This is a genomic window from Corallococcus sp. AB045 (genome assembly GCF_003668895.1).
Taxonomy (GTDB): domain Bacteria; phylum Myxococcota; class Myxococcia; order Myxococcales; family Myxococcaceae; genus Corallococcus; species Corallococcus coralloides.
In genome coordinates this window covers 21532-43521 of record NZ_RAWN01000071.1, presented here as the reverse complement: position 1 = coordinate 43521, position 21990 = coordinate 21532, and the positions used below count along the sequence as shown (strand labels likewise).

At 68.8% G+C, this 21990-nt stretch carries 14 protein-coding genes; 6 read left to right on the top strand and 8 right to left on the bottom strand.

Annotated features, from left to right (window positions below):
• Positions 1 to 1519: hypothetical protein (locus tag D7Y21_RS18740; protein WP_121714804.1), on the top strand; the 1519-nt coding region annotated here is incomplete at its 5' end.
• Positions 1520 to 1680: 161 nt separating this feature from the next.
• On the opposite strand, the gene D7Y21_RS18735 is transcribed toward D7Y21_RS18740, so the two are convergent.
• Positions 1681 to 3246 (bottom strand): glucan 1,4-alpha-maltotetraohydrolase domain-containing protein, encoded by a 1566-nt coding sequence (locus tag D7Y21_RS18735; RefSeq protein ID WP_121714801.1) that lies wholly within the window; start codon positions 3244 to 3246, stop codon positions 1681 to 1683.
• A gap of 193 nt (positions 3247 to 3439) precedes the next feature.
• Here D7Y21_RS18735 and D7Y21_RS18730 point away from each other — a divergent pair, with 193 nt between their 5' ends.
• From D7Y21_RS18730 to D7Y21_RS18720, 3 genes are all read left to right on the top strand, one after another.
• On the top strand, positions 3440 to 4726 hold the full coding sequence (locus D7Y21_RS18730) for an MFS transporter (RefSeq protein ID WP_120564489.1): 1287 nt from the start codon (positions 3440 to 3442) through the stop codon (positions 4724 to 4726).
• A 5-nt stretch (positions 4727 to 4731) separates the two neighbouring features.
• Complete coding sequence (locus tag D7Y21_RS18725; protein ID WP_121714799.1) at positions 4732 to 5214, top strand: GNAT family N-acetyltransferase; 483 nt, start codon at positions 4732 to 4734, stop codon at positions 5212 to 5214.
• A gap of 196 nt (positions 5215 to 5410) precedes the next feature.
• Entirely contained in the window at positions 5411 to 6448 is a 1038-nt protein-coding gene (locus D7Y21_RS18720) for a hypothetical protein (protein WP_121714798.1), read from the top strand.
• An 80-nt stretch (positions 6449 to 6528) separates the two neighbouring features.
• On the opposite strand, the gene D7Y21_RS18715 is transcribed toward D7Y21_RS18720, so the two are convergent.
• The 7 genes from D7Y21_RS18715 to D7Y21_RS18685 all read right to left on the bottom strand — a co-directional run bounded on the left by D7Y21_RS18715 (position 6529) and on the right by D7Y21_RS18685 (position 19927).
• Entirely contained in the window at positions 6529 to 9603 is a 3075-nt protein-coding gene (locus D7Y21_RS18715) for a hypothetical protein (RefSeq protein ID WP_147469322.1), read from the bottom strand.
• Positions 9600 to 10772, bottom strand: a complete 1173-nt coding sequence (locus D7Y21_RS18710) for a tryptophan 7-halogenase (protein ID WP_120564251.1) — start codon at positions 10770 to 10772, stop codon at positions 9600 to 9602. Before D7Y21_RS18710 ends, D7Y21_RS18715 begins: the two co-directional genes overlap by 4 nt.
• Entirely contained in the window at positions 10769 to 12778 is a 2010-nt protein-coding gene (locus D7Y21_RS18705) for a LodA/GoxA family CTQ-dependent oxidase (protein WP_121714793.1), read from the bottom strand. The genes D7Y21_RS18710 and D7Y21_RS18705 overlap by 4 nt, the downstream gene beginning before the upstream one ends.
• Before the next feature lie 239 nt (positions 12779 to 13017).
• Entirely contained in the window at positions 13018 to 14250 is a 1233-nt protein-coding gene (locus D7Y21_RS18700) for an HlyD family secretion protein (protein ID WP_121714791.1), read from the bottom strand.
• Between the two features lie 3 nt (positions 14251 to 14253).
• The gene (locus D7Y21_RS18695; protein ID WP_120564248.1) at positions 14254 to 15885 is read right to left on the bottom strand and encodes a DHA2 family efflux MFS transporter permease subunit; all 1632 of its coding nucleotides are present in this window, start codon (positions 15883 to 15885) and stop codon (positions 14254 to 14256) included.
• 1 nt (position 15886) lies between these two features.
• The gene (locus D7Y21_RS18690; protein ID WP_121714789.1) at positions 15887 to 16507 is read right to left on the bottom strand and encodes a TetR/AcrR family transcriptional regulator; all 621 of its coding nucleotides are present in this window, start codon (positions 16505 to 16507) and stop codon (positions 15887 to 15889) included.
• A gap of 147 nt (positions 16508 to 16654) precedes the next feature.
• Complete coding sequence (locus D7Y21_RS18685) at positions 16655 to 19927, bottom strand: C45 family autoproteolytic acyltransferase/hydolase (RefSeq protein WP_121714786.1); 3273 nt, start codon at positions 19925 to 19927, stop codon at positions 16655 to 16657.
• A 230-nt stretch (positions 19928 to 20157) separates the two neighbouring features.
• Here D7Y21_RS18685 and ada point away from each other — a divergent pair, with 230 nt between their 5' ends.
• Both ada and D7Y21_RS18675 read left to right on the top strand, forming a co-directional pair.
• A complete protein-coding gene (ada, locus tag D7Y21_RS18680; RefSeq protein ID WP_121714784.1) occupies positions 20158 to 21231 on the top strand; it encodes a bifunctional DNA-binding transcriptional regulator/O6-methylguanine-DNA methyltransferase Ada in 1074 nt (357 codons plus the stop codon).
• A 17-nt stretch (positions 21232 to 21248) separates the two neighbouring features.
• Complete coding sequence (locus tag D7Y21_RS18675; protein WP_233612189.1) at positions 21249 to 21929, top strand: 2OG-Fe(II) oxygenase; 681 nt, start codon at positions 21249 to 21251, stop codon at positions 21927 to 21929.
• Positions 21930 to 21990 lie beyond the last annotated feature (61 nt).

The window sequence follows — 21990 nt, the reverse complement described above, 5'->3', positions numbered from 1 at the left end:
CTCCTTCGGGGAGCAGGGCCCCCCCGCCCCAACCCTGCTCGCGCTCCTCGTCGAGGACACCTCCGTCGTATCGCTCCATCTCTCCGACACCGCGTTCGGCGATGAGCACCTCGCCGCCCTGAGGAACGCGGCACGGCTGAAGGCCCTGCACCTCGACGGGACACGGGTAACCGATGCGGGGCTCGCCTCTCTCCAGGGAATGCCACACCTGGCCATCCTGCGGCTGGATGCCACCACGGTGTCCGACCGGGGGCTGGTTCTCCTCGCCTCGCTGACGACGCTGCGCCGGCTCTCGCTCAGCGGCACGTCGGTGAGCCCGCGGGGGCTCGGCCTGCTCGCGGCACAGACGGAGCTGGAGTGGCTGGATCTCTCGGACACCACGGCCGATGACACGGTCCTTGCGTCCCTGCCCGGGGACCGCTTGCGCACACTCGTCATGAGCGGCACCCACGTCACGAATGCCGGCCTCGGCGCCCTGAGGAGAATGCCGGCCCTGAGCTGGCTGGGCCTGGCGCGGACGGCCGTCTCGGACTCAGGCCTGGCACACGTCGCAGGGCTGAGCATGCTGGACGCGCTCCACCTGGGAAGCACCGGGGTGACGGATGCGGGGCTCGTCCACCTGGCGCGGTTGCCGGTGCTACGGGTGCTGGTGCTCAGCAAGACCCGCATCCGCGGCCCAGGGGGTCGTCACCTTGCCGGGCTCACACGGCTGGAGGTTCTCCATCTCGACGACACCCCGTTCGGGAACGCGGCGCTGCGCCACCTGCAAGGCCTCCACCACCTGCGCGACCTGGAGCTGTCGCGCACGGCAGTCACCGGGAGCGGCCTCCCGGCGCTGGGCGGCCACCAGGCGCTCGAGAGCCTCGGGCTCTCGGGTCTCGCGCTGGAGGACGCGTCGCTCGCGTCGCTGGAGCCCCTGGAGCGGCTCTCCCGGCTCGACCTCAGTGCCACGCGCATCGGCCCCGATGCATTGAAGCAGCTCGGCTCGCGCATGGTCCTGCGGCACCTGGATCTGAGCCGGACCGGCTTCAGCGACGGGTGGGTGGCCACCCTTCAGACCTTTTCCCGGCTCCAGTCGCTCCGCGCCATCCGCACGCTCCTCACGGACCTGGGGCTTGGCCAGCTCTCCGAGTTGCGGGAGCTGGAGTCACTCCAGGTCTCGGGGACCCCCATCAGCGGCTCGGGGCTGGTACCGCTCCAGAAGCTCCCCCACCTCGTCATGCTCGACCTGGGAGGCACCTGGCTGAACGACGACGGGGCGAGGATGCTCGCGGGCTTCGAGAAGCTCTCCTGGTTGAGCCTCGCCGGCACCCGCATCGGGGACGAGGCGCTCGTCCACCTCCCGGGCTCCCTGCTCACGTTGTACCTGCTGCGCACGAAGGTCACGGACGCCGGCATGCCCGCGCTCCACCGGCTTCCCCTCCTTCGTGAACTCGACCTGCGCGAGACGGCTGTCTCCGAGGCCGCGCGGGCCACGCTGGTGCGCGAGCATGGCCTCCGGCTGATGTCTTCCCCATGACGGTGGAACCCCCAGGCCAGGAGTGGCCAGGGGGCTACCGTCCACACAGGGGCCAGGGCGTGCCGCTGGAGCAGCCCCTTGCAGCGCATCCCTGCTCGCCAGCCAGCACGCCCTCATCCCCCCAGGGAGCCGACGCCGAAGAGGTCTAAGAGGGGTGCGCCCTAGAAGCTGGCGGTGGCGGTGATGCTGCCGCCGGCGGCCGGGGTGGTGACGGTGTTGTTGCTACCGCCCTGCCAGACGACGTTGCCGCTGCCATCGCGCTTGAGGCACTTCCACTGCACCGGGGTATTCGCGGGCAGCGCGTAGGTGCCGCGCCAGGTGGGGTACGCGGTGGGGCTGAGAATCTTCGTGGTGCTGGGGCTCCACGAGTCGAGCGCCGCGACGCTGCCGGCGACGTAGACGTTCTGTCCCATCACGGTCGTGCCGTTGTTGCACACGAACTCCACGTTGGCGGTGGTGCCGGTGGGGGGCGTGCCGGTGGTCCACACGGTGTAGTCCGTGCCGGAGGCGGCCTGCGTCCAGCCGGTGCCGGGGGTCCAGGAGCCGCTGCCCAGCTTCACCGCCACCTTGCCGCCGATGATGGCCGCGTACAGGCCGCTCTCCGCGCGCTGGATGCTGACGGTGGATTCAGACGTGAGGCCCGCGTTCTTGCGGATGTCCATCAGCGTCTTGATGGAGCTGCCCAGGCCCCAGTTGAAGTAGTGCGCCCAGTAGACGGTGGGGATGCCCGGGTGGGTGAGCACGTAGGCGTACCCCGTCATCACCTTGGTGCACGGCACCGGCCAGTGGTTCTGCCCGTTGCCGCACGTCTCGCTGGGGCCGGTGTCGTGGTTGTCCACGAAGGTGACGTGGCGGCTGGACCACCAGCCGATGCCGCCCGCGGGCTTGCCGTCGGACGCCTTCAGGCGCGTGTAGTTGTTGTTGGTGAGCGCGTCGTTGAGCAGGCCCTTGGTGGCGAAGTCGAACGCGGCGCAGGTGCCCGTGGTCGCGTCCACCCAGTTGGTGATCTGCTGCTTCCAGTTGTTGGGGTTGTTCGCGTCGAAGTAGTTCGTGGGCCAGAACTCACCCACGCAGAACCACGGGTCCGTCGCGGTGACGTACTCCTTCACGTAGCTGCCCGCGAAGCCCTTCACGAAGTCGAACCTCCAGCCCGCGAAGCCCACGCCCTTCAGGCGGGTGTTCATCCACGTCTTCAGGTCCGCGCGCACGTTCGCCTGCGAGTGGTCCAGGTCGCGCGCCGCGGCGTAGCCCTCGCCGCTGTCCGCGTTGCCGCAGGCGCTGGTCCATTCATCCCCCGCGGCCACCGCGCTGCAACCGCTCCAGGTGGGGTTGGTGAAGTCCGCCCAGTTGGCGGTGCCCACGCGGTGGTTCACCACGATGTCCGCGATGGGCTTCACGCCCTGCGCGTTGAGCGCGGCCAGCGCCTGGGTGAGCTCCGCTTCCGTGCCGTAGCTGGAGTTGAGCACGTTGAGCTGCCGGGGCAGGTAGCCCTCCGTGGACGCCGCGTCCGAGGGCGGCGGCAGCCAGATCATCGTGAAGCCCGCGGCCTTCACCGCGGCCGCGTTGTTCTTCACCGTGTTCCACCACCCGCCCGCGCTGGCGGAGTTCCAGTGGAAGCCCTGGATCATCACGTCGGTGCTGGCGCCATCCAGGGGCCTGGCCACGGCGGGCGCGGCGGCGAACAGGCCAGCCGTGGAGACGACGAGCAGTCGGGTCTTCAACGTCATCGGGGGACCTCGGGGTTGTGGGGGAAAGCGCGGGCAAGCTAGTCCTGCCTCCCGGCACGGACCAGGACTCCCCGTCGAAGGGGCCCCTCCCGCCCCGTGCTTCCGAGGAGACGGCGCGGTGCGTCGGGCTGTGCAGGACGCCAGAGGTGTCTAGAATCCCACCCTCCCCTGTCCTCCCCTGTAGGTGTCGCCCTTGATTGAACAAGAGACCGCCCTTCCGGCCACCGCTCCCGCCGAGGAACCGCGCTGGGCCTGGCCCCCGCTGTTCGGCCTCTTGGAGGTGCAGTTCGGCGCCGCGGTGGGCTACCTCCAGACGGCGGTGCCGTACTGGCTGGCGAAGGACGGGATGCCGCTGGCGGAGATTGGCGTGCTGTCCGGCACGGCGTTCTCACCGCACGCGTGGAAGCTGTTGTGGGTGCCGCTCATCGACCTGGGGCCGTGGCGCCGCGTCTGGTACGGCGTGAGCACGCTGCTCACCGCGCTGCTGCTCCTGGCGTGCGCGATGTTCCCGGAGCCCGCGAAGCACCTGGGCGTCTTCACGCTGATGCTCACCGCGTTGCAGGCGGCGGCGACGACGGCGCACGCGGCGCTCAACGGGCTGATGGCCACGACGTCCAAGCCGTCCGACAAGGGGCGCACGGGCGGCTGGCAGATGGCGGGCAACGTGGGCTCCACCGCGATGATGGGCGCGCTGGCCATCTTCCTGGCGACCCAGTTCTCCCGGCAGGTGGCGGGCATCGTGCTGGCCACGCTGGTGCTGGCGAGCGGCGCGGGCATCTTCTGGATCACCGAGCGGCATGACCCCTCCGCCGTGCCCACCGGGCCGCTGTTCAAGGCGGCGGTGGACCGGGTGAAGAGCATCGTGATGGACCTGGTGAAGACGGCCTTCAGCCGCGACGGGATCATCATGCTGGTGCTCTGCCTGGCGCCGGTGAGCTGCGGCGCGCTCAGCAACCTCTTCAGCGCGATGGCGGGCGCGTACCAGGTGCCGGAGCACACGGTGGAGATGGTGAACGGTCCGGGCATGGCCGTCACCGGCGCGGTGGGCTCACTGATGGGCGGCTGGCTGTCGGACCGGATGAACCGCAAGCTCGCGTACGCGCTGATGGGGGGAGCCACCGCGATGGCCGCGTTCGCCATGGCGGCGGGGCCCATGACGACGGACACGTACATCTGGGGTTCGCTCGCGTACAGCTTCGCGAACGGCGCGGGCTTCGCGGCCTTCGCCGGCATGGTGCTGGAGATGGTGAACGACGGCGCGGCGGTGACGACGAAGTACTCGCTCTTCGTCGCGGCCTCCAACTTCGCCATCAGCTACACGACGGCGCTGGACGGGCACGCGTCGGAGTTCCGCGGCATCGGCACGCGCGCCACCATCGCGGCGGACGGGCTGATTACGCTGGTGGGCATCAGCATCGTGGCGCTCATCTTCGTGCTCTTCCTGCGCAAGAAGCCCGCCGCGGCCCCCGCCACCGCGTGAGCGCCATGGCCCCTGCGTCCGTCGAGGTCGTCCCCTACCGGCCGGAGCTGCGCGAGCACTTCGCGCGGCTCAACCGGCAGTGGATTGAAAAGGACTTCCGCATCGAGGGCTCGGACGAGGCCTCGTTCGCGGACCCTCATGGGATGTTCGTGGCGCCGGGGGGCGAGGTGTTCTTCGCGCTCGTGGACGGACAGGTGCGGGGCACGTGCGCGCTGAGGCGCGAGGACGCGGACACGTTCGAGCTGTGCAAGATGGCGGTGGCCCCGGAGGCGAGGGGCCGCGACCTGGGCGACGCGCTGATGCGGGCCGCGCTGGCCACGGCCCGTGAGCGTGGCGCGAAGCGGATGGTCCTGGTGACGAACAGCGCGCTGGGGCCCGCGCTGGGCCTGTACCGCAAGCACGGCTTCGTCACCACGCGCACGGGCCCGGAGATTGCCCACGAGACGGGCTACTCGCGCGCGGACGTGGAGATGGCCGTCACGCTCTGACGGCAGGCGGGCTGACACGTCAGACTCCGTGCCTGCCACGTCAGGGTCGTGGGGAAGGCCCACCGCTTCGCCGGTCCGCCCGAATGGTTCCAGCCAGTTGGGGTTCGAACATCCTTGGCATTCAGGATGCACCGCAGGGCCGCACCCCTGCGAGCCAGCCTCACGGGGAACCTCACCCAAGCCAAGGTGGACACCCATGACCCAGTACAATGATTTGTTCTTCCGTGTGAACACCGGTGACACCGGTGAGCGCAACTTCGGGAACGAGCCGACGAACACGATTGCCTATCAATCGCCGGACATCATCCCCCAGGGCATCTCCCCCACGCTCAATCCGGCGGAGTTCTTCGCCGGGAACTACAGCTCGGATGTGGGGCAGAACCTGATCGAGAGCGGCGACAACTACATCTACCTGCGCGCCAAGAACCTGGCGGGTGAATCCCGGTCCGGAAGCGTGTCGCTGTATGCCGTTCCGGCGAGTCTGCTCTTGTACCCCTACCTGTGGGCGGACAATGAGTTGCAGACCAGCGACAAGAACGTCGACAAGGGGAACAAGAACATCATCAAGGCAGACAGCGGCAAGGTCGCCGTGACGGACAACCCGTTCGTCTGGAGGGCCCCCACCCCGGACCACTACTGCCTCATCTCCCGGGTCTCCACAACGACGCACCCGAACCCTGTTCCCACCGCTGCCGTGGGCAACATGGACCAGCTGACGGAGTTCATCCTGGACAACCCGGGGTTCGGCTGGCGGAACGTCACCATCGTGGATGCCAACAAGCCGGACTACACCACCAAGGGCATCAACTTCGATCAGGGCTCCGCCTCGGCGATGGTGACCTTCGACATCAAGTGCGTGAACGTCCCCGCGGGGGCGAGCGTCGCCTTCTCGGCGGGGACTCCGGGGCCTTCGCCTCTCATCAGCCTGGGGAAGACGACGGTGCCCGACACGCTTCCGGACCAGAGTGGCAACCGCAACTGGCACACGGGGATCGACTGCCTCGTGCCGGCCAACTACAAGACGACCATCGACTATTCGTATTGGTCCAACAACCACGCCCCGCTCCCGGGGATGTCCATCACGGTCCGGGTCCTCCCGTTCGTCTCTTCCGACCACCGGCTCTACGGCCGGCTCTTCACGCCGGAGCAGCTGGGGATGACTCCCGAGCGGAGCAAGGCGCTGGCGGGCAAGCGCGGCATCGTGCTCGGCTCCCACACCACCGTCTTCCGCTGAGCGGCACAGCACGCCTGGAGAAGTGAAAGCGGCCACCGGCTCTTGAGAGCCGGTGGCCGTTTCGTTGATGCCGCTGGGCTTCAGCGCTTCGTTACGCGGGCCTCACCCAGGACCATGGACCAGTTGTTCATGACCTCCGTGGGCTGGATTGCGCCGTAGGTCTGGCTCTGCATGGACGTCTTCGTGTTGAGGTGGCTGCTCATGTAGATGAGTCGGCTCATGGCGGGCCCCGGCTGCTGGTTTCCCTGGAGCGCGTCCTTGAACCGCGCGCCGAGATAGCCCGGAGGAATGCTCTGGTAGTTCAGCCGGACCCGGATGGAGGCCCACGAAGGAATCTCAGACAAGGGAACCTGGTACACCAGCGTGTCTTCGCCCTCGGCCTCCTGGGGATGGCTGTCGTTGGGGTAGTCCGGATCACTCTCAATGCCAGGTTGGGTTCCCTGAACCTCGCTCAGGGGCATGGTGATCTGCGCCAGTTGGTAGAGGTCCAGGCCCAGCTGAAGCTCGCCGCCCTTGCGCAGGCTCGGCGGCTTCCAGCCCGCGGGGAGGATCCGGTTGTCCTTCAGGTCCTTGAACTGCTGGAGCTCCAGGCTGGTGACCTTCTTGACGTCGTCCATGACGCGGGTCTCGTAGATTTGGACCTGATCCTGCCGCTGGAGGGTCTGGTAGTGCGGCTGGAGCTTGCCGGGGTCGGACGAGAACTCGCTGGTGAGGATGTTGTCGCCACTGGCATTGCAGGGGCCATTGCAGATGGCGCCTTGCGCGTTGGGTTGTCCCGACGCCCAGAGCGCCTTGCCGGATGCGTCCAGGACCTCGAACTGGATGAAGGCCCGGCGGAAGCCCGCGCCGCTGGGGAACTTGTGACCCGCGTTGTTGCTGAGGGTGACGGGGACGCTCAGCATGCCGCTGTCCGTGGACATATTCCCCAGGGAGACCTGCACGGCGGGGAGCCGCGGATTGTAGGAGCCCTGGGCCGTGCTGTACGCGAGGTCCAGGATGGACTGCTCGGCGTTGAGCAGGTTCTGCGCGACCACGTAGTTGCGTCTGGCATCCGTCAGCGGTGCGATGGTGCCATCCGGGAAGCGTAGGGCGATGAAGAGGTCATCCAGGAGAAGCACTTCGCCACTCCGGCCGGTGAAGCCCAGCTCCAGCCGCCGGATGTCCGCGCCCAGGGCCATGGTCGCCTGACGCGCCTGCCACCTCGACTGTCCCGGGTCGACCGCGAGCGGAGGGGTCGTGGACGCCAGGGCTCCCTGCGCGTTGAAGGTGCGCACGACGAGTTCGCCGCACGAGAGCTGGTCGCACCAGGCGGTGGCGCCCCAGAGGAGGGTCGTCTTGCCACCGCCCTTCTGGAGGGCGTCCTGGTAGCGGCTGAGGTCGATGCTCAGCGTCGCGCTGCCCTCCTTGAGCTGGAAGAAGTAGCGGCCGTGGCTCGGGTGGATGGAGCGGCCCTGTTCGCCCGGGAGCTTCTGCACGGCGGCGATGGCGCTCTGCTCGCTCCAGCCCTTCGTGTTGCCATCCTCGGCGCCCGGGTTGGGGACGAGGTTGGGCGTGCGGTTCAGGATGTCTGGGGATTGGAGGTAGGGCGGGACGCGTGAGTCCGGCGACAGGTAGAAGTCCAGCCCGAGCACGTCCGGGAACTGCTGGAACATCTCGTGGACGAACAGGTTGATGCCCAGCAGCGTGTGCCGGTTGTACTCGCGCGCCACCGGGGGCGGGCTGCCCTGGTAGAACGGGTCCAGGTCGTCATTGTACTGCGCCACGTACACGCGGTTGTCGTGGGGGGATGACGGCGAGGTGAGCGGCATGTGGCAGCCCTGGCACGTCGTCTTGGAGTCGGGGTAGCCGCTGTTGAGCCACTCGAAGTAGGTGGTCTGCTCATAGGCGAGCGCGACACAAGGGTCCTTCGTGAAGTTGCCGTTGGCGTCGAAGGTCGTCTGACTGGCGTCGCAGCTCGCGGGGCGCTCGTAGCCTTCGCTCGCTTCGGAGATGCGCATGCCAGGCCTGTAATTGGTGGGGACCTTGGGGAGGATGACGACGTGGCAGGCGCCGCAGACCATGGAGTCGCGCAGGTAGCTGTGTCCGTCCACGTGCGCCGCGGTCTCCAGGCTCACCCCCGCCGCGGCCATGGGCTTCGCGTTGAGGCCGAAGTCAGGCCCGAGGATGGCGCCAGGGTGCAGGTTCATGGACGAGGTGAAGGGGAAGGACGGCGGCGTTTGCGTCTTCTTCTCCTCCGCGCTGACCAGCCGGTCCGACACGGTGGCGCCGAAGAGGTCTCCGTCGGAGCCATAGAAGAAGCTGTAGTCAGTGCCATTCCAGGGCTGGCCCTCCTTCGGTGCCATGGAATGACAGACGGCGCAGGAGAGTCCGTCCCGGGCCAGCGCGCCGTAGGTCGCGTATTGCGAACCCGCCTCGGGGGTCGAGGGGAACGGGTTCTTGTAGGGGGCTCCCTCTGGCGTCGCGTAGAGGGTGAAGTGGTCGAACGGGGCGTTGTTGGCCAGGGCCTGGCGCTCCGCCAGGGGGGAATGGCATCGCAGACAGAGCTGGTCCACCTGATAGGGCTGGTGCGGAGACAGCGAACGGGTCGTCTCCACCTGGGCGAGGAAGACAGGGTCCCTGCCCGCCAGCGCCTTGATGGAGGCGCTCCAGTCTCCGAACGGGGACCAGTTGGCGGTCAGGTTCATGGGGTCCCCGCCGCTCGGCCAGAGGCTGTTGACCGTGGGCTGCTGCCAGAACGCCATCTCCGGCAGGTCGCTCTTCTGGGCCTTCCAATCCGAGTCATGGCAGGACTGGCACACCAGGGAGGAGTTGAACTCCTGGCTGCCGAGGTTCAGCCCGTTGTGCGCGATGTCCAGGTTCCGGGGCGGCAGCTTGACCAGGTCGCCGCGCTGGATCCTGGGCAGCTGAACGCCCAGCTGCGTCGAGTAGAACTTCAGGAAGGCCTGGGCCTCGTCGCTGGACTCGGCGAGGGGCGTGAGCAGGGCGTTGCCTCGCGGGAACACGGGATAGGGCGGAGGAACGAGGCCATCCCCTCCGCTGCCGCTCGTGGCCAGGACCGCGGGCTTCGGCTCCCAGCTCCGCACGACCACCGCGGCCGCGATGGCGAGCACGGCGCCCGCCGCGACAATCACATGACGCTGATACCTCGTCTTCATGGGTTCACCTCGGTGGAATGGGGGCGGAGAAGCTGCGCTGGGGGCGCGGCGGGAGCGGGCAAGGCCTCCCACCGGTTCTTCCAGAAGGGGGCCTGGGGCCACCGCTGTTCCTGGCGGTAGTAGGCCGCGCGGGTGCGTTGATGGTCCTGGAACCGCGTGTTCAGCGTGGACTCGTAGTCCTGGAGCGCGTCCGCGTCGCCGCGCAGGCAGCGCTCCAGCGCGTCGGCGGCCAGGAGCGCGGAGTCCAACGCCTTGGTGATGCCCTGGGAGGACAGCGGATCATAGGTGCAGGCCGCGTCGCCCACGGCGAGCCACTGTTCTCCCCGCGGCCGGTCCAACTGTCCGACGAGCACGGGCACCGCGACGAGCGCCTCGCCGGCGAAATCACAGACGTCCAGCCGCGCCCGGGTCGCCGGCGCCTGCCTCAGCAGGTTCATCCAGGAAGCGGGCGTGGCCCACCGCAAGCCGCGCAAGGAGTCGCCATCGCCGACGAGCGCGACCACGACCCGCCCCCTCGGCAGCAGCGCCGAGTACCACCAGCCCTCCGGGCAGGCCTCCACCAGCGCGTGGGTGGGGAAGGCCGCGTCGCCCGGAAGCTGGAAGGCGCCATACACGGCGAAGCAGCGGTCGCTCACGAGCCGCCGCGCGCCGCGTGCCGAGGCGAAGGTGGCCTTGCCTCCCGTGGCGTCCACGACGAAGCGTGCCCGCAGCGTGCTGGGGTCTGCTGCCTCATGGGCCAGGCGGAGCCGGTAGCCGTTGCGCCCCAGGGACTCCGAATCCACCAGGGTCGTCGCTCGCTGCACCCGGGCGCCTTGCCGGAAGGCTTCGAGGCTCAGCCGTTCGTCGAAGCGCGCCCGGTCCAGATGCCAGGCGGAGCCCCAGGGGGACATCATCGTGTCATGGAAGCCCGGCTCCGCCCGGCCCCAGCATGACGACGTGCCTCGGGAGGCGAGGTGTCCGTCGCGCAGGAAGCCATCCCAGACCCCCAACCGTGACAGCGCCAGGCGGACGTCCGGTGGCAGGGTCTCTCCCAGCCGGGGGGCGTCGTAGGTGGTTCGTTCGACCAGGGTGACGGAGAGCGACGGCGCCTTCCTCCTCAAGGCCACGGCCATGGCCGCGCCCGCGGGGCCGCCGCCGATGACGGCCACGTCGCAGGAGTCCTCGCTCACGAGTTGGCCACCTTGGCGAGGGCCGGTTCCTCTTGGCCCGTGGCGGGCGCGTACGTCCGCTCCACCTCGATGAACGTGGGCGCGGGCGGATTTCCTGGCGCGGCCTCAGGGCCCTGCAGGGAGGCGGGGGCATCCGACCGCTTGAGGACGAAGCCCAGCTCCTTCCAGTGGAAGACCATGTCCTCGTCCGTGTCGAAGTTGATGTCCGTCGGACGCGTCCAGTAGTCCTGGTGCCATTGCTGGTCGTCTCCCAGGTAGCTCACGAAGTAGGGCCGCTGGGCGGGCCACCACCAGAGCGACGTCCCCTGGACGGTCTGGTTGGAGCACTCGTTGAAGTCGGCCTGCCAGGGCAGCGCCATGTACTTGCTGGCATCCCCCGGCTCCAGGCCCAGCCCGTCGTGCGGATTGATGCTCCACTGGAGCGGCTGGCCGTTGGGCCTGTCGCGGTGCTTGAAGCGGAAGCCCGCGGCCGGGTCCTCCTGGAAGAAGTTCGCATCCCGGGCAATCCACGTCATCTCGATGCCCGGGCAGAACGCGCCGCCCACGCAGTTCTCCAGCACGGCGCGGTCCAACCGCGCTCCCTCCGACGCGGGGGACGCGGGGGGCGAGTGGTCGACCTTGCCCGCGCTGTATTGCTGGAGGAGGAAGTACTGGGTCCGCGTGAGGCTCAGGAACTTCCGGGGGATGACGTCGGAGATGGGGTTGTCGCCCGCCATCTTCGGCATGAGGTCCGGCGTCGGCGCGTTGACGTCCTCGGGGTTCCGGATTCGCTGAAGGAAGCGGGGGCCCAGGTTGCCGCCCTGGATGGCGTCGTGTCTGCCATTGCCCTGCGGGCCCACGTCAGCGACCCACTGATAGGCGGCGGGGCGGCTCAGGATGGGAAGGAGGTCCGCCTGGAAGTTGGGCGCGTAGTCCTGCTGGAACTGCCCGTTCTGGTAGAGCCCGGGGACGAGCCCCCGCTGGGTGACGAAGGTGTCGAAGAGCGTGTCGTAGAGCGTGATGACGTTGAGGATCTGCGGCGCGTACCCGGGGGGCCCCACCACCACCCACGCGGGGAACTCCACCGCGTGCTCCGAGTCGTCATCCATGATCAGCGTCGCGGTGACGGGCCCGTCGGAGATGTCATCCCACCAGAAGGTGTTGTTGGCGTACGTGTCCAGCCGGGGCTGGGGGTAGGCGTTCATGTCGATGAACCCCTTCGCGGCGGCCTTCTGCTCGGTCGAGAGCCCCAGGTTGGGGTCCATGAGGACGGAGTCCACGGCGGCGTCGAACGCCTCCTGGGTGTCGTAGCCGATGTCCGCGATGGCCTTCAGCGCGACGAGGATGTCCTGCGCCTTATCGTGCAGGCATTTGACGCCTTCCAGCGTGTGGTGCCGCGCCCAGCTCTCCAGCAGTCCACTCGTGATGTCGTAGCGGACCGACACGCCGGACCTGCCGTAGCCGCCCACCGCGTGGAGGTAGCCCCGGGCATCCGTGACGAGCTTCCCCAGGGTGGTGATGTCGCTGCCTTCGGGGAGGAGCCGCGAAGGGCGGGCCGACGCCGCGAGCAGCTCACACTCCACGGTGGTGGGGCAGCCCGCGTTGCCCCGGCAGGCGACGGTGCGCGGCCCCGCATCGAGGATGAGCGCGTTGCGATCAGCCCCCACGGTGCGCGGATTGCGCAGCGGGTGGTCGACGGCGTAGGTGCCGTCCGCGCCCTGTTGCTGCCGGAACTCGTACCAGGCGGACTTCTTGTTGGCCAGGTGGACCGTCCAGCGGATGTCTTTGATTCCGCCTTCACCCGGCTGGACCCTGCGCCCGTTCGAGCCGGGCGAGTCATAGGCGTGGATTTGAAAGCGCGCCGCCTGTCTGCGCACCGCCATGCTGGCGTCGCGAAACCGGGTCACGCTGCCGCCCCCCACCTCCAGCGGCAGTCCTCCTGCCTCCTCGGGGCCCAGGTAATAGTCCTCGCTGTCTCCGACGCGGGCCACGCCGATGGCCGGGTGAATCTTGTAGGTCGTGCTCATGCCTTTGCTCCTCGCGGTGGAGGAGGAGCTGATGCAAGACACACTCCCAGCCGGGCAACCTCCGGAATTCCAGGAACCACGAGCTTTTACAGACAGAGGCCATCTTCCGCCGTGCCGGACGTGGCCCGTGACGCGTCAATCATTGCCCCTGACGTGTCAGCCCCCCTTCGGGTCAAAAAAGAAGCGCCGCGTCCCTGTGCGGGGCGCGGCGCCGGGGTGTGGGGCTTCGGGATGGGGGGCTACTTCGTGTGCACCGTCACGTCGGCGGAGAGGCCGGCGCGCAGGGCCAGGCCTTGCGGCGGGTGCACCCAGGAGATGCGCACGGGCACGCGCTGCACCACCTTCACGAAGTTGCCGGACGCGTTGTCGGGCGGCAGCAGGGAGAAGCGGGAGCCGGTGCCGCCGGACAGGCTCTCCACCCTGCCCTCCAGCTTCTCACCGGAGAAGGCGTCCAGTTCCACCTCCACGCGCTGACCGGGCTGCATGTGGCCCACCTGCGTCTCCTTGAAGTTCGCCACCACGTAGGTCGTCGTGGGCACCAGCTCCGCCACGGCCTGGCCGGGGGTTAGCAGCTGGCCCGCGTGCACTGACAGCTTGGACACCTGGCCGTCCGCCGGGGCGACGATGCGCGTGTCCTCCAGTTGGAGCTTCGCCTGGTCGAGCGCGGCCTCCGCGCCCTTCACCCGCGCGTGCGCCAGCGACGCGTTGGCCTGGGCGGCGGCGATCTTCTCGTCGATGGGAGCGCTCACGTCGAGCTGGCCCCTGGCCTCCGCAACCTTGCTCTCCGCGGTGCGCCGGCCCTCCTCCGCCAGGGAGAGCTGCGCGCGAGCACCTTCGAGCGCGGCCTGCGCCGTCTCGTTGGCCGTCTGCGCGTCATCCAGCGCGCTCTGCGCCACCACGTTCTGCTGACGCAGGCTCTGGGTGCGCTCCAGGTCCAGCGTGGCCTTGCGGGCCTGGGCCTCCGCGCGAGTCAGCGCCGCGCGGGCCGCCGCCACCTGCGCCTGGGCGCCGCTCACCGCGGACGTGCTCGTGGACACGAGCGCCTTCGCGCTGGAGAGGCCACCCTTCGCGCCAGCCTCCGCCACCGTGGCCTGCGCGTCCGCAGCGGCGGCCTGGGCGCGCGCGGACTCCAGCTCGGCTTCCGCCTGCTTCACGCGCGCCTCGTAGGGACGCGGGTCGATTTGAAGGAGCACGTCGCCCTGCTGCACGGTGGCGTTGTCCAGCACGGCCACCTTCACCACGGGGCCGGACACGCGCGCGGCCAGGGGCACCACGTCCGCCTCCACCTGCGCGTCGTCGGTGGTCTCCTGTCCGGCCGTGACGATCTTGAAGCCGCCAATGGCCAGCACGATGGCCCCCACGACACCACCGAGGATGAGGAAGCCCCGCTTGCCGCGCTTCGCCTGCGCCGCGGAGGCGGGCGCGGGCGCCGCTTCGGGGACGAGTTGGGGAGCTGTCGTTGTCGTCGCCATGTCTTAAATCTCCACGTCGATGTGGGGTTTCTCGTGGGACCCGCCGAGGCTCGGGGGGTCCTTGAGGAAGTAGATGAGCGGCAGCACCACCACGAACATCAGCGCCGCCAATACGAAGAGCTTGTCGAACGCGAGCACCATGGCCTGCCGCGACACGTTGCCCACCATCAGCTGGAGGCTGGCCATGCTGGCGCCCGCGGCGTCCAGGCCGTGCTGCATGAGCCCCTTCTGGGTGGCGGCCATGCGGCTGGCCACCTCCCACCGCTCCGGGTTCAGGTGCGCCGCGATGGAGGCCTTGGACAGCACGGTGTAGCGCGACAGCAGCGTGGTGAAGATGGCCAGGCCCACGGACCCGCCAATCTGGCGCAAGAGGGAGTTGAGGCCCGTCGCGTCCGCCATCCGCTCACGCGGGATGCTGCCGAGCGCCGTGGCGCTGAGCGGCACGAACATCAGGCTGAAGCCCACGCCCTGCAACGCGATGGCCGCGATGATGTTGTTGGAGCCCGTCGCGAGCGAGAAGTGGCTCATCTCGTACGCGCCAAAGCCCGCGAACACGATGCCCACGCCCACCAGCACCCGCGCCGGCACCTTGCCGTACAGCCGCCCGACGATGGGCATCATCAACATCATCACCAGCGTGCGCGGCATCAGCGAGAAGCCGGACTGCGTCGCGGTGAAGCCCAACAGCTCCTGCATGAACACCGGCAAGAGGAACATGCTGGCCATGAGCACCGCGAACACCAGCGCGCCCAGGAGCGTGCCGGACGCGAACACCGGGTCCTTGAAGAGGCGCAGGTTCACCGCGGGCGCCTCCGCGGTCAGCTCGCGGATGACGAAGGCGATGAGGCACGTGGCGGAGAGCAGCGCGCAGATGACGATGACGGGGGACTCGAACCAGTCATCCGCCTGTCCCTCCTCCAGGAAGTACTGGAGCGAGGCCAAGCCCATGCAGAGCAGCGTGATGCCAGACCAGTCCATGTGCTTGCGCTGCTTCTCGGCCTCCTGGCGCGCGGTGGCGCGAAGCTGTTCGTCCTCCTGGACGAAGCGGGCCACCATGAAGAAGCCCAGGATGCCCACCGGCACGTTGATGAAGAAGATCCAGGACCAGTGCCAGTTGTCCACGATGTAGCCGCCCAGCGTGGGGCCAATGGCCGGGCCCACCATCACGGCCATGCCGAAGATGGCCATCGCGGTGCCCTGCTCCTTGGGCGGGAACGTCTGGCGGAGGATGGCCTGTTCGGTGGGTTGCAACGCGCCGGCACCCAACCCTTGCAGGAAGCGGAAGAGGACCAGCGTGGGCAGGTTCCACGCGAGCCCGCACAGGAACGAGCCCGCGACGAAGAGCACCAGGCACGCCAGGTACACGCGCTTCTGGCCGAACATGCGGCCCAGGAAGCCCGTGAGCGGCATCACCATCACCGTGGCGATGACGAAGCCGGTGGTGGCCCAGGTGATCTCCTGCACCGTGGCGCCGACAGCGCCGCGGATCTGCGGCAGCGCCACGTTCACGATGGACGAGTCGATGGCGCCCATCAGCGTGCCGAACGTCACCGACAGCGTGACGAGCCACTTGTTGACGGGGGCCTTGGGCGCGACTTGCGCCAGGACCTCCGGTGTTGCGACGGCTGTCGCCATTTCAGTCGACCTCGATGCCCTTCAAGAAGACGCGGAGGATCTCCTCCGCCCAGGCGGCTGCCGGAGGGTTCGCGGCGTCGTCCTCGCGCAGGCGGTCCAATGTGCCGCGCACCATTCCCATCAGGAGGGTCGGGTAGAACGCGCGGCCCTCCGCGCGGACCTCACCGGCCTGGATGCCCCGGTCGATGATGCCCCCCACGCGCTTGCTGAGCTCCGCCAGGATGCGGCTCTTGCGCGCCGGGTCCTCCGGCAGCTGCACCAGCACCCGCACGAACGCGTCGCGCTCCGCCGCGTGGGCGAACAGCGCCGTCACGAAGGCGCGCAGCTGTTCGCGCGCGGGCCGCTCGGCCACGGGGGCCAGGGCCGCGTCCAGCCGGTCCAGCATCAACTGCCGCCGCTTCGCGCGCAGCGCGTCCAGCAGGGCCGCGCGGTCGGTGAAGTGGTTGTAGAGCGTCCCCACCGACACGCCTGCCTGCTCGGCGATGGACTCCATCTTCGCCGCGTGCAGGCCGTCGCGAGCGAACACCGCCGCGGCCGCCGCCAGGATGGCGTCAGCGGTGGCCTCCTTCAGACGAGAGCGCAGCTTTTTGACGGGCGCCTCAGATTTTGAATCTCGATTCATTTTATGAATGGAGATTTAACCCTCTCCGCGCCGGAGTCAAATCGACCGGGTTTCCAGAGGGAGACAGCAGGCGAACGCAAGAAGGGCCGGCGGGAGTGCGCTCCGCCGGCCCTTCCTGGGCGCTGCTGGATTTTCAGCGACGGTGGCTCAGGGGGTGAGCATGCCCAGCTTGGGCGCGGGCAGGTCCACGGACAGCTCCTGGGTGAAGCCCTCGGTGGCGTGGAAGCCCTTGCCGCTGACCTCGCCCGCGCGGAACAGGGCCCAGCTCTGGAGGCCGCGCTGGAAGGAGCGCGTCATGTGCCACAGCTCCAGGCCGCTGTTGGCGACGAAGAGGTACAGCGTGCGCTTCGGGTTCCAGGGGTTGGGCAGCGCCAGGGCCAGGCCGTCATCCGCGCGGCCGTACGTCTTGCCCTGCCAGCGGAAGTAGCGCCGGCCCAGCTCCACCGGCAGCTTCTTCTCCGCCGCCAGGCGCGCCATGAGCCCGTTGTCCTCCAGGCCACCGAAGACAACGAGGTCGCGGTCCGCCAGCTCCGCGTCCGTCACCTCCGCGTCCGGCTTGAGCGGGGCCAGGCGCTCCGGGGACGCATCCGCCAGCTGCTCGCGATAGTTCGTCGCCAGCGTGCGCATGGACTCCACCTGGCGCGCGGAGCCGTACACGAAGAGGAGCTTGTCCCAGTCATCCAGCGTGTTGGCCAGGGTCTGGTAGCGCTCGCGGGCCACGGGGATGTCGTTGCCCACGTTGAACACCACGCGCACCGGCCGGTCCGGGACCTTCACGGTGAAGGTGTCGCTGGCGCCCTTCACCTCCACGCGCTCCAGCACGGCGCCCTTCTCCGTCTGCACTTCCACCAGCGTGGCGAAGCGCCAGGGCGTGCCGGACTGGTCCACCTTCAGCGTCACCTCGTAGCCCTCCTTCGCCTTCTGGGCGCGGGAGGTGAGGCGCGGCGCGGGCAGGCCCCCGCGCTCCACCCACTGCTTCACCCAGGGCCCCACGTCCTGGCCCGCGGCCTCGGACGCGGTGCGGATGAAGTCCTGGGTGGTGAGCTTCTTGTTCGCGAACTTCGAGTGCACCGCGCCCATCACCTTGGCGAACTTCGCGTTGCCCAGGGTCAGCCGCAGCTGGTGCAGCAGGTACGTGCCCTTGATGCGAGGCACCGCGTACTGGCCATAACGGCCATAGTCCGTGCGAGCGGCGGTGGGCACCACGTCGCCCTCGCGGGCCGTGACGTACAGGTAGCGGGCGTTGAGGTCCGCGAGCGCGTCGCGCTGGGCGTCGAAGGCCTTGGAGAGGTCATCCCCCTCCGGCAGGTCCCTCAGCTGGGTCCAGTACGCGGCGGAGCCGCTGCCGAACCAGTTGTCCGCATCCGTCGCGGGGAACACCGTGTTGGCCCAGAGCTTCTTCTCGTCGAAGGACAGCGCGTCCTTCACGCGAGCGAAGTCGCGCTTGGGCTTGTCCGCCTTGGGCTCCGGCTTCTGCTTCGCCTTGGCGGCCTTCAGTTGGTCCGCGACGTAGATGGGGCTGAAGGCGGTGTAGCCCAGGGACAGGTGCGGCGTGGCGCCGGGCAGGTCGGGAATCCAGCGGCTGCCGACCATCTTCTCTCGCAGCGTCGTCTTGCCGTAGTGGGCCAGGAACATCAGCTTCTCGGTCATCTCCGAGGTGGTGATCTTCCCGTCGCACGCGTGCGGACGGTTGATGGGGCTGGACGCCATCATGCGCGTGGCGCTGTCCACGTCGAAGCCGCCCTTGCCGTACTTGGCGTAGGCCTCCTGGAAGGCGATGTCGCGGTTCCAGGTGTTGAAGGCCAGGTCCACCGGGGCGTTGCTCGCGTTGGGCACGGACTCCTTGCGGACCTCCGGGTCGCGGTTGTTGTTGTTGGCCCAGATGAAGTCCTTGAGGTTTCCAGGCGTGTCAGAGGCCTTGCCCTTGCTGCCGGTGCGCCACAGCCGCGTCTTCGCGGTGCCCAGGAGCAGGCACGCGCCTTCGTCCGTCTTGGTATCCGCGAGCGTCCAGTCGTTGGTGTAGAGGCCGTTGTTGCGGTCCTTGAGGATGCGCTCCACGTCGTCGATGGAGTTGGCGTACTGCACGGCCTTGCGGATGCGGTTGCTCTGCGGGGTGCCGTCGATGTTGAAGGGCGTCTGGCCCACGGTCGTCTCACCGATGACGATGCCCGCGTCGTTGAGCATCCAGTCGGAGCCGCTGTGGATGCCGCCCGGGAAGGTCTGCATCACGAAGCGGTGGCCCTTGGTGGGCTGCACGTCCAGCATCACGTCCCAGTGGACGCCGGTGTAGCCGTTCCACATGAAGATCTGGCCCATGACGACGCGGCCATCCTTCGTCGCGGACTTGGTGGCCACGAAGGACGAGCAGTGGTCACCCTCCCCTGCCCGGCCGTTCTCGTCCTCGCCCTTGAGGAAGGTGCGGCCGGAGAGCGGAGACGCGGTGACGCGGTTGGCGTCCTCCAGCTGGCCCAGGTCCACGGCGGAGTTGATGGCGACGACGTCCAGCACGTCCAGGTCGCGCTCCTTGCCATCCGGGCCCTTGAACTTCGCGCCGCCCACGTTGGCGCCGTCGGCGATGCCCTTCATCTCCTCCAGGTACTCGGGGTCGAAGCGGCGCAGGAACAGCGAGTCCGCGAGCAGGCGCACCTGCGCCCAGCCCTTCGCGGCGTCCGCCTTGTCCTTCTGGATGCCCAGCTTCTCGATGTAGCGGACGATCTCCTGCGACACGAGCTCGCCGTACTGACGGCCGCGCTCGTAGGGCTCGCCCTCGATGTGCACGTACACCCAGCCGCCGTCGTCGTAGCGGAAGCCCTTGCCGGCCCACCGCACGCTCTCCATGGGGATGTACTGGGTGATGTCGTCCACCGGCTCCAGCTTCACGTCGTCGAACCACGCGGTGCCGGTGGCCTTGCCGTTGTGGCCCAGGTGCGCGCGCACGCGGTCATTGGACGTGGTGGCGAAGAACAGCACCTGCACCCGGCCGCTCTGGTCCGCGCCCTGCGGAGGAGAGCAGTTGGTGAAGGGGAAGCTCTGCATGGACAGACACGCGCCCAGCGCCGTGGGGTAGCGGGCCTGCGCGTCCGCCTGCACGCCCTGGGTGCGCACCCAGGCGGAGAGCCGGTAGAGGCGGCCCACCTGGAGCTTCACGGGCTCGGAGGCGACGGTGGTCTCCGCGCCGCCCTGGGGGCTTTCGATGACGAGGCTGCGGCTGCCCTCCGACTTCGCGTCGGTGCGGGCGGACACCTTGCCCTGGCCCGACGCCGTCCAGCCCTGGGGAAGGCCGGAGGTAGCGGCGGTTTCGAAGCCGGCGTTGGGGACCGCGATGGACGCAGGGGCCGCCCAGGCGGAGGCCGAGGCGCATGCGGCCAGCGTGGGCCAGAGCAGACGGGAGCGTTTCCACATCAGACGCAGGTGGGACATGGCTTGCTCATGGGAAGGAGGAAAGGGTGCGGCATCCTGTCACGTCGTACGCGGGCGTGCTGGTACGCATTGCGTGGACGCGGCTGACGGTTCACTCCTGGCGCGATTGGACAGCGTCACGCCATGACGCCCCGTTCCATGACGGTCCGAATTCGACCGCAAGGCGCGGAGTGCTGGCCTGGGAGCCGGGAGTTAGGTTTCGCCTCGTGGTCATCGAAAGGAGGCGGAGCATGGCGACGAAGACGGAGGCCCTCGCGGCGGCGACGGTGGGCGACCCGCGCTGGGCGGCGGTCGTCGCTCGGGATGCGGCGGCGGATGGGCGCTTCTTCTATTCCGTGCGGACGACAGGTGTGTACTGCCGTCCGTCCTGTGGCGCGAGGACGCCGCGGCCGGAGAACGTGGGTTTCCACCTGACGGTGGGGGCGGCGGAGCAGGCGGGGTACCGGGCGTGCAAGCGGTGCAAGCCGGGGGAGCCGTCGCTCGCCGTGAAGCACGCGGACCGGGTGGCCGAGCTGTGCCGCTTCATCCAGGCCTCTGAAGAGATGCCGAGCCTGGAGCAGCTGGCGGAGCGCGCGGGGCTGTCGCCGTATCACCTGCACCGGGTGTTCAAGGCCGTCACGGGGCTGACGCCGAAGGGCTACGCGGCGGCGCAGCGGGCGGAGCGGATCCGCACGGGGCTGACGAAGCGCGGCTCCGTCACCGAGGCCATCTACGACGCCGGATTCAATTCGAGCGGTCGCTTCTACGAAACCTCCAGCCAGGTTCTGGGCATGACACCAACGAACTTCCGCGCCGGGGGCGCGAACACGGAGATCCACTTCGCCATCGCGGAGTGCACGCTGGGCCCCATCCTGGTGGCCACGAGCGACCGGGGCGTGTGCGCCATCCTGATGGGGGATGATCCGGACGCGCTGGCGAAGGACCTCCAGGACCGCTTCCCCCAGGCGACGCTGGTGGGCGGGGACGCGAAGTTCGAGCAACTGGTGGCGAAGGTCGTGGGCTTCGTGGAGGCGCCGCGCGTGGGATTGGACCTGCCGCTGGACGTGCGAGGCACGGCGTTCCAGCAGCGCGTGTGGCAGGCACTGCGGGAGATCCCGGCGGGGAAGACGGCGAGCTACATGGACATCGCGGAGCGGATTGGTTCACCGAAGTCCGTGCGGGCGGTGGCGCAGGCCTGTGGCGCGAACGCGCTGGCCGTGGTGATTCCGTGTCACCGGGTGGTGCGGAATGACGGCGCGCTGTCGGGATACCGGTGGGGCGTGGAGCGCAAGCGCGCGCTGCTGGAGCGAGAGGCGCAGCGGTGAGGGGGCGGGTTCGCGCGGTGGATTGGGAGGGAGCGGGCCGGGAGCTGGATGCCCGTGGGTGCGCGGTGCTGGAGCAACTGCTCACGCCTGACGAGTGCGAAGCCTTGGCGCTGCTCTACGACGTGGACGATGCCTTTCGCAGTCGAGTGGTGATGGCGCGGCACGGGTTTGGCCGGGGTGAATACAAATACTTCGACCACCCGCTGCCGGAGGTCGTGACGGAGCTGCGCACTGCGCTGTACCCGTGTCTGGCGCCCATCGCAAACCGCTGGAACACGGCCATGGGAATCGACGTGCGGTATCCAGACGTGCACGCGGACTTCCTCGCGCGTTGCCATGAAGCAGGTCAGGTGCGGCCCACTCCCCTGATCCTGCGCTACGGCGAGGACGACTACAACTGCCTGCACCAGGACCTGTATGGCGAGCACGTCTTCCCGCTCCAGGTGGCCATCCTCCTCTCCGAGCCCGGACGGGACTTCACGGGCGGAGAGTTCGTGCTGACGGAGCAGCGGCCGCGCATGCAGTCACGGGCGGAGGTCGTCCCCCTGCGTCAGGGAGACGCGGTCGTCTTCGCGGTGCATCATCGCCCGGTCCAGGGCACACGGGGCACCTACCGCGTCAACCTGCGGCACGGCGTCAGCCGCGTGCGCTCCGGCATGAGGCACACCACGGGCATCATCTTTCATGATGCAATCTAATACCGCTCGGTCACTCCCCTCGGAAACCCAGCGATTCACCGGGATGACTCTCTCAGAGGGC

Coding starts and splice junctions, on each gene's coding strand:
- D7Y21_RS18695 (WP_120564248.1), bottom strand. CDS start 15,885: ATGGCGACAGCCGTCGCAACACCGGAGGTCCTGGCGCAAGTCGCGCCC.
- D7Y21_RS18735 (WP_121714801.1), bottom strand. CDS start 3,246: ATGACGTTGAAGACCCGACTGCTCGTCGTCTCCACGGCTGGCCTGTTC.
- D7Y21_RS18700 (WP_121714791.1), bottom strand. CDS start 14,250: ATGGCGACGACAACGACAGCTCCCCAACTCGTCCCCGAAGCGGCGCCC.
- D7Y21_RS18715 (WP_147469322.1), bottom strand. CDS start 9,603: ATGAAGACGAGGTATCAGCGTCATGTGATTGTCGCGGCGGGCGCCGTG.
- D7Y21_RS18720 (WP_121714798.1), top strand. CDS start 5,411: ATGACCCAGTACAATGATTTGTTCTTCCGTGTGAACACCGGTGACACC.
- D7Y21_RS18685 (WP_121714786.1), bottom strand. CDS start 19,927: ATGTCCCACCTGCGTCTGATGTGGAAACGCTCCCGTCTGCTCTGGCCC.
- D7Y21_RS18705 (WP_121714793.1), bottom strand. CDS start 12,778: ATGAGCACGACCTACAAGATTCACCCGGCCATCGGCGTGGCCCGCGTC.
- D7Y21_RS18690 (WP_121714789.1), bottom strand. CDS start 16,507: ATGAATCGAGATTCAAAATCTGAGGCGCCCGTCAAAAAGCTGCGCTCT.
- ada (WP_121714784.1), top strand. CDS start 20,158: ATGGCGACGAAGACGGAGGCCCTCGCGGCGGCGACGGTGGGCGACCCG.
- D7Y21_RS18725 (WP_121714799.1), top strand. CDS start 4,732: ATGGCCCCTGCGTCCGTCGAGGTCGTCCCCTACCGGCCGGAGCTGCGC.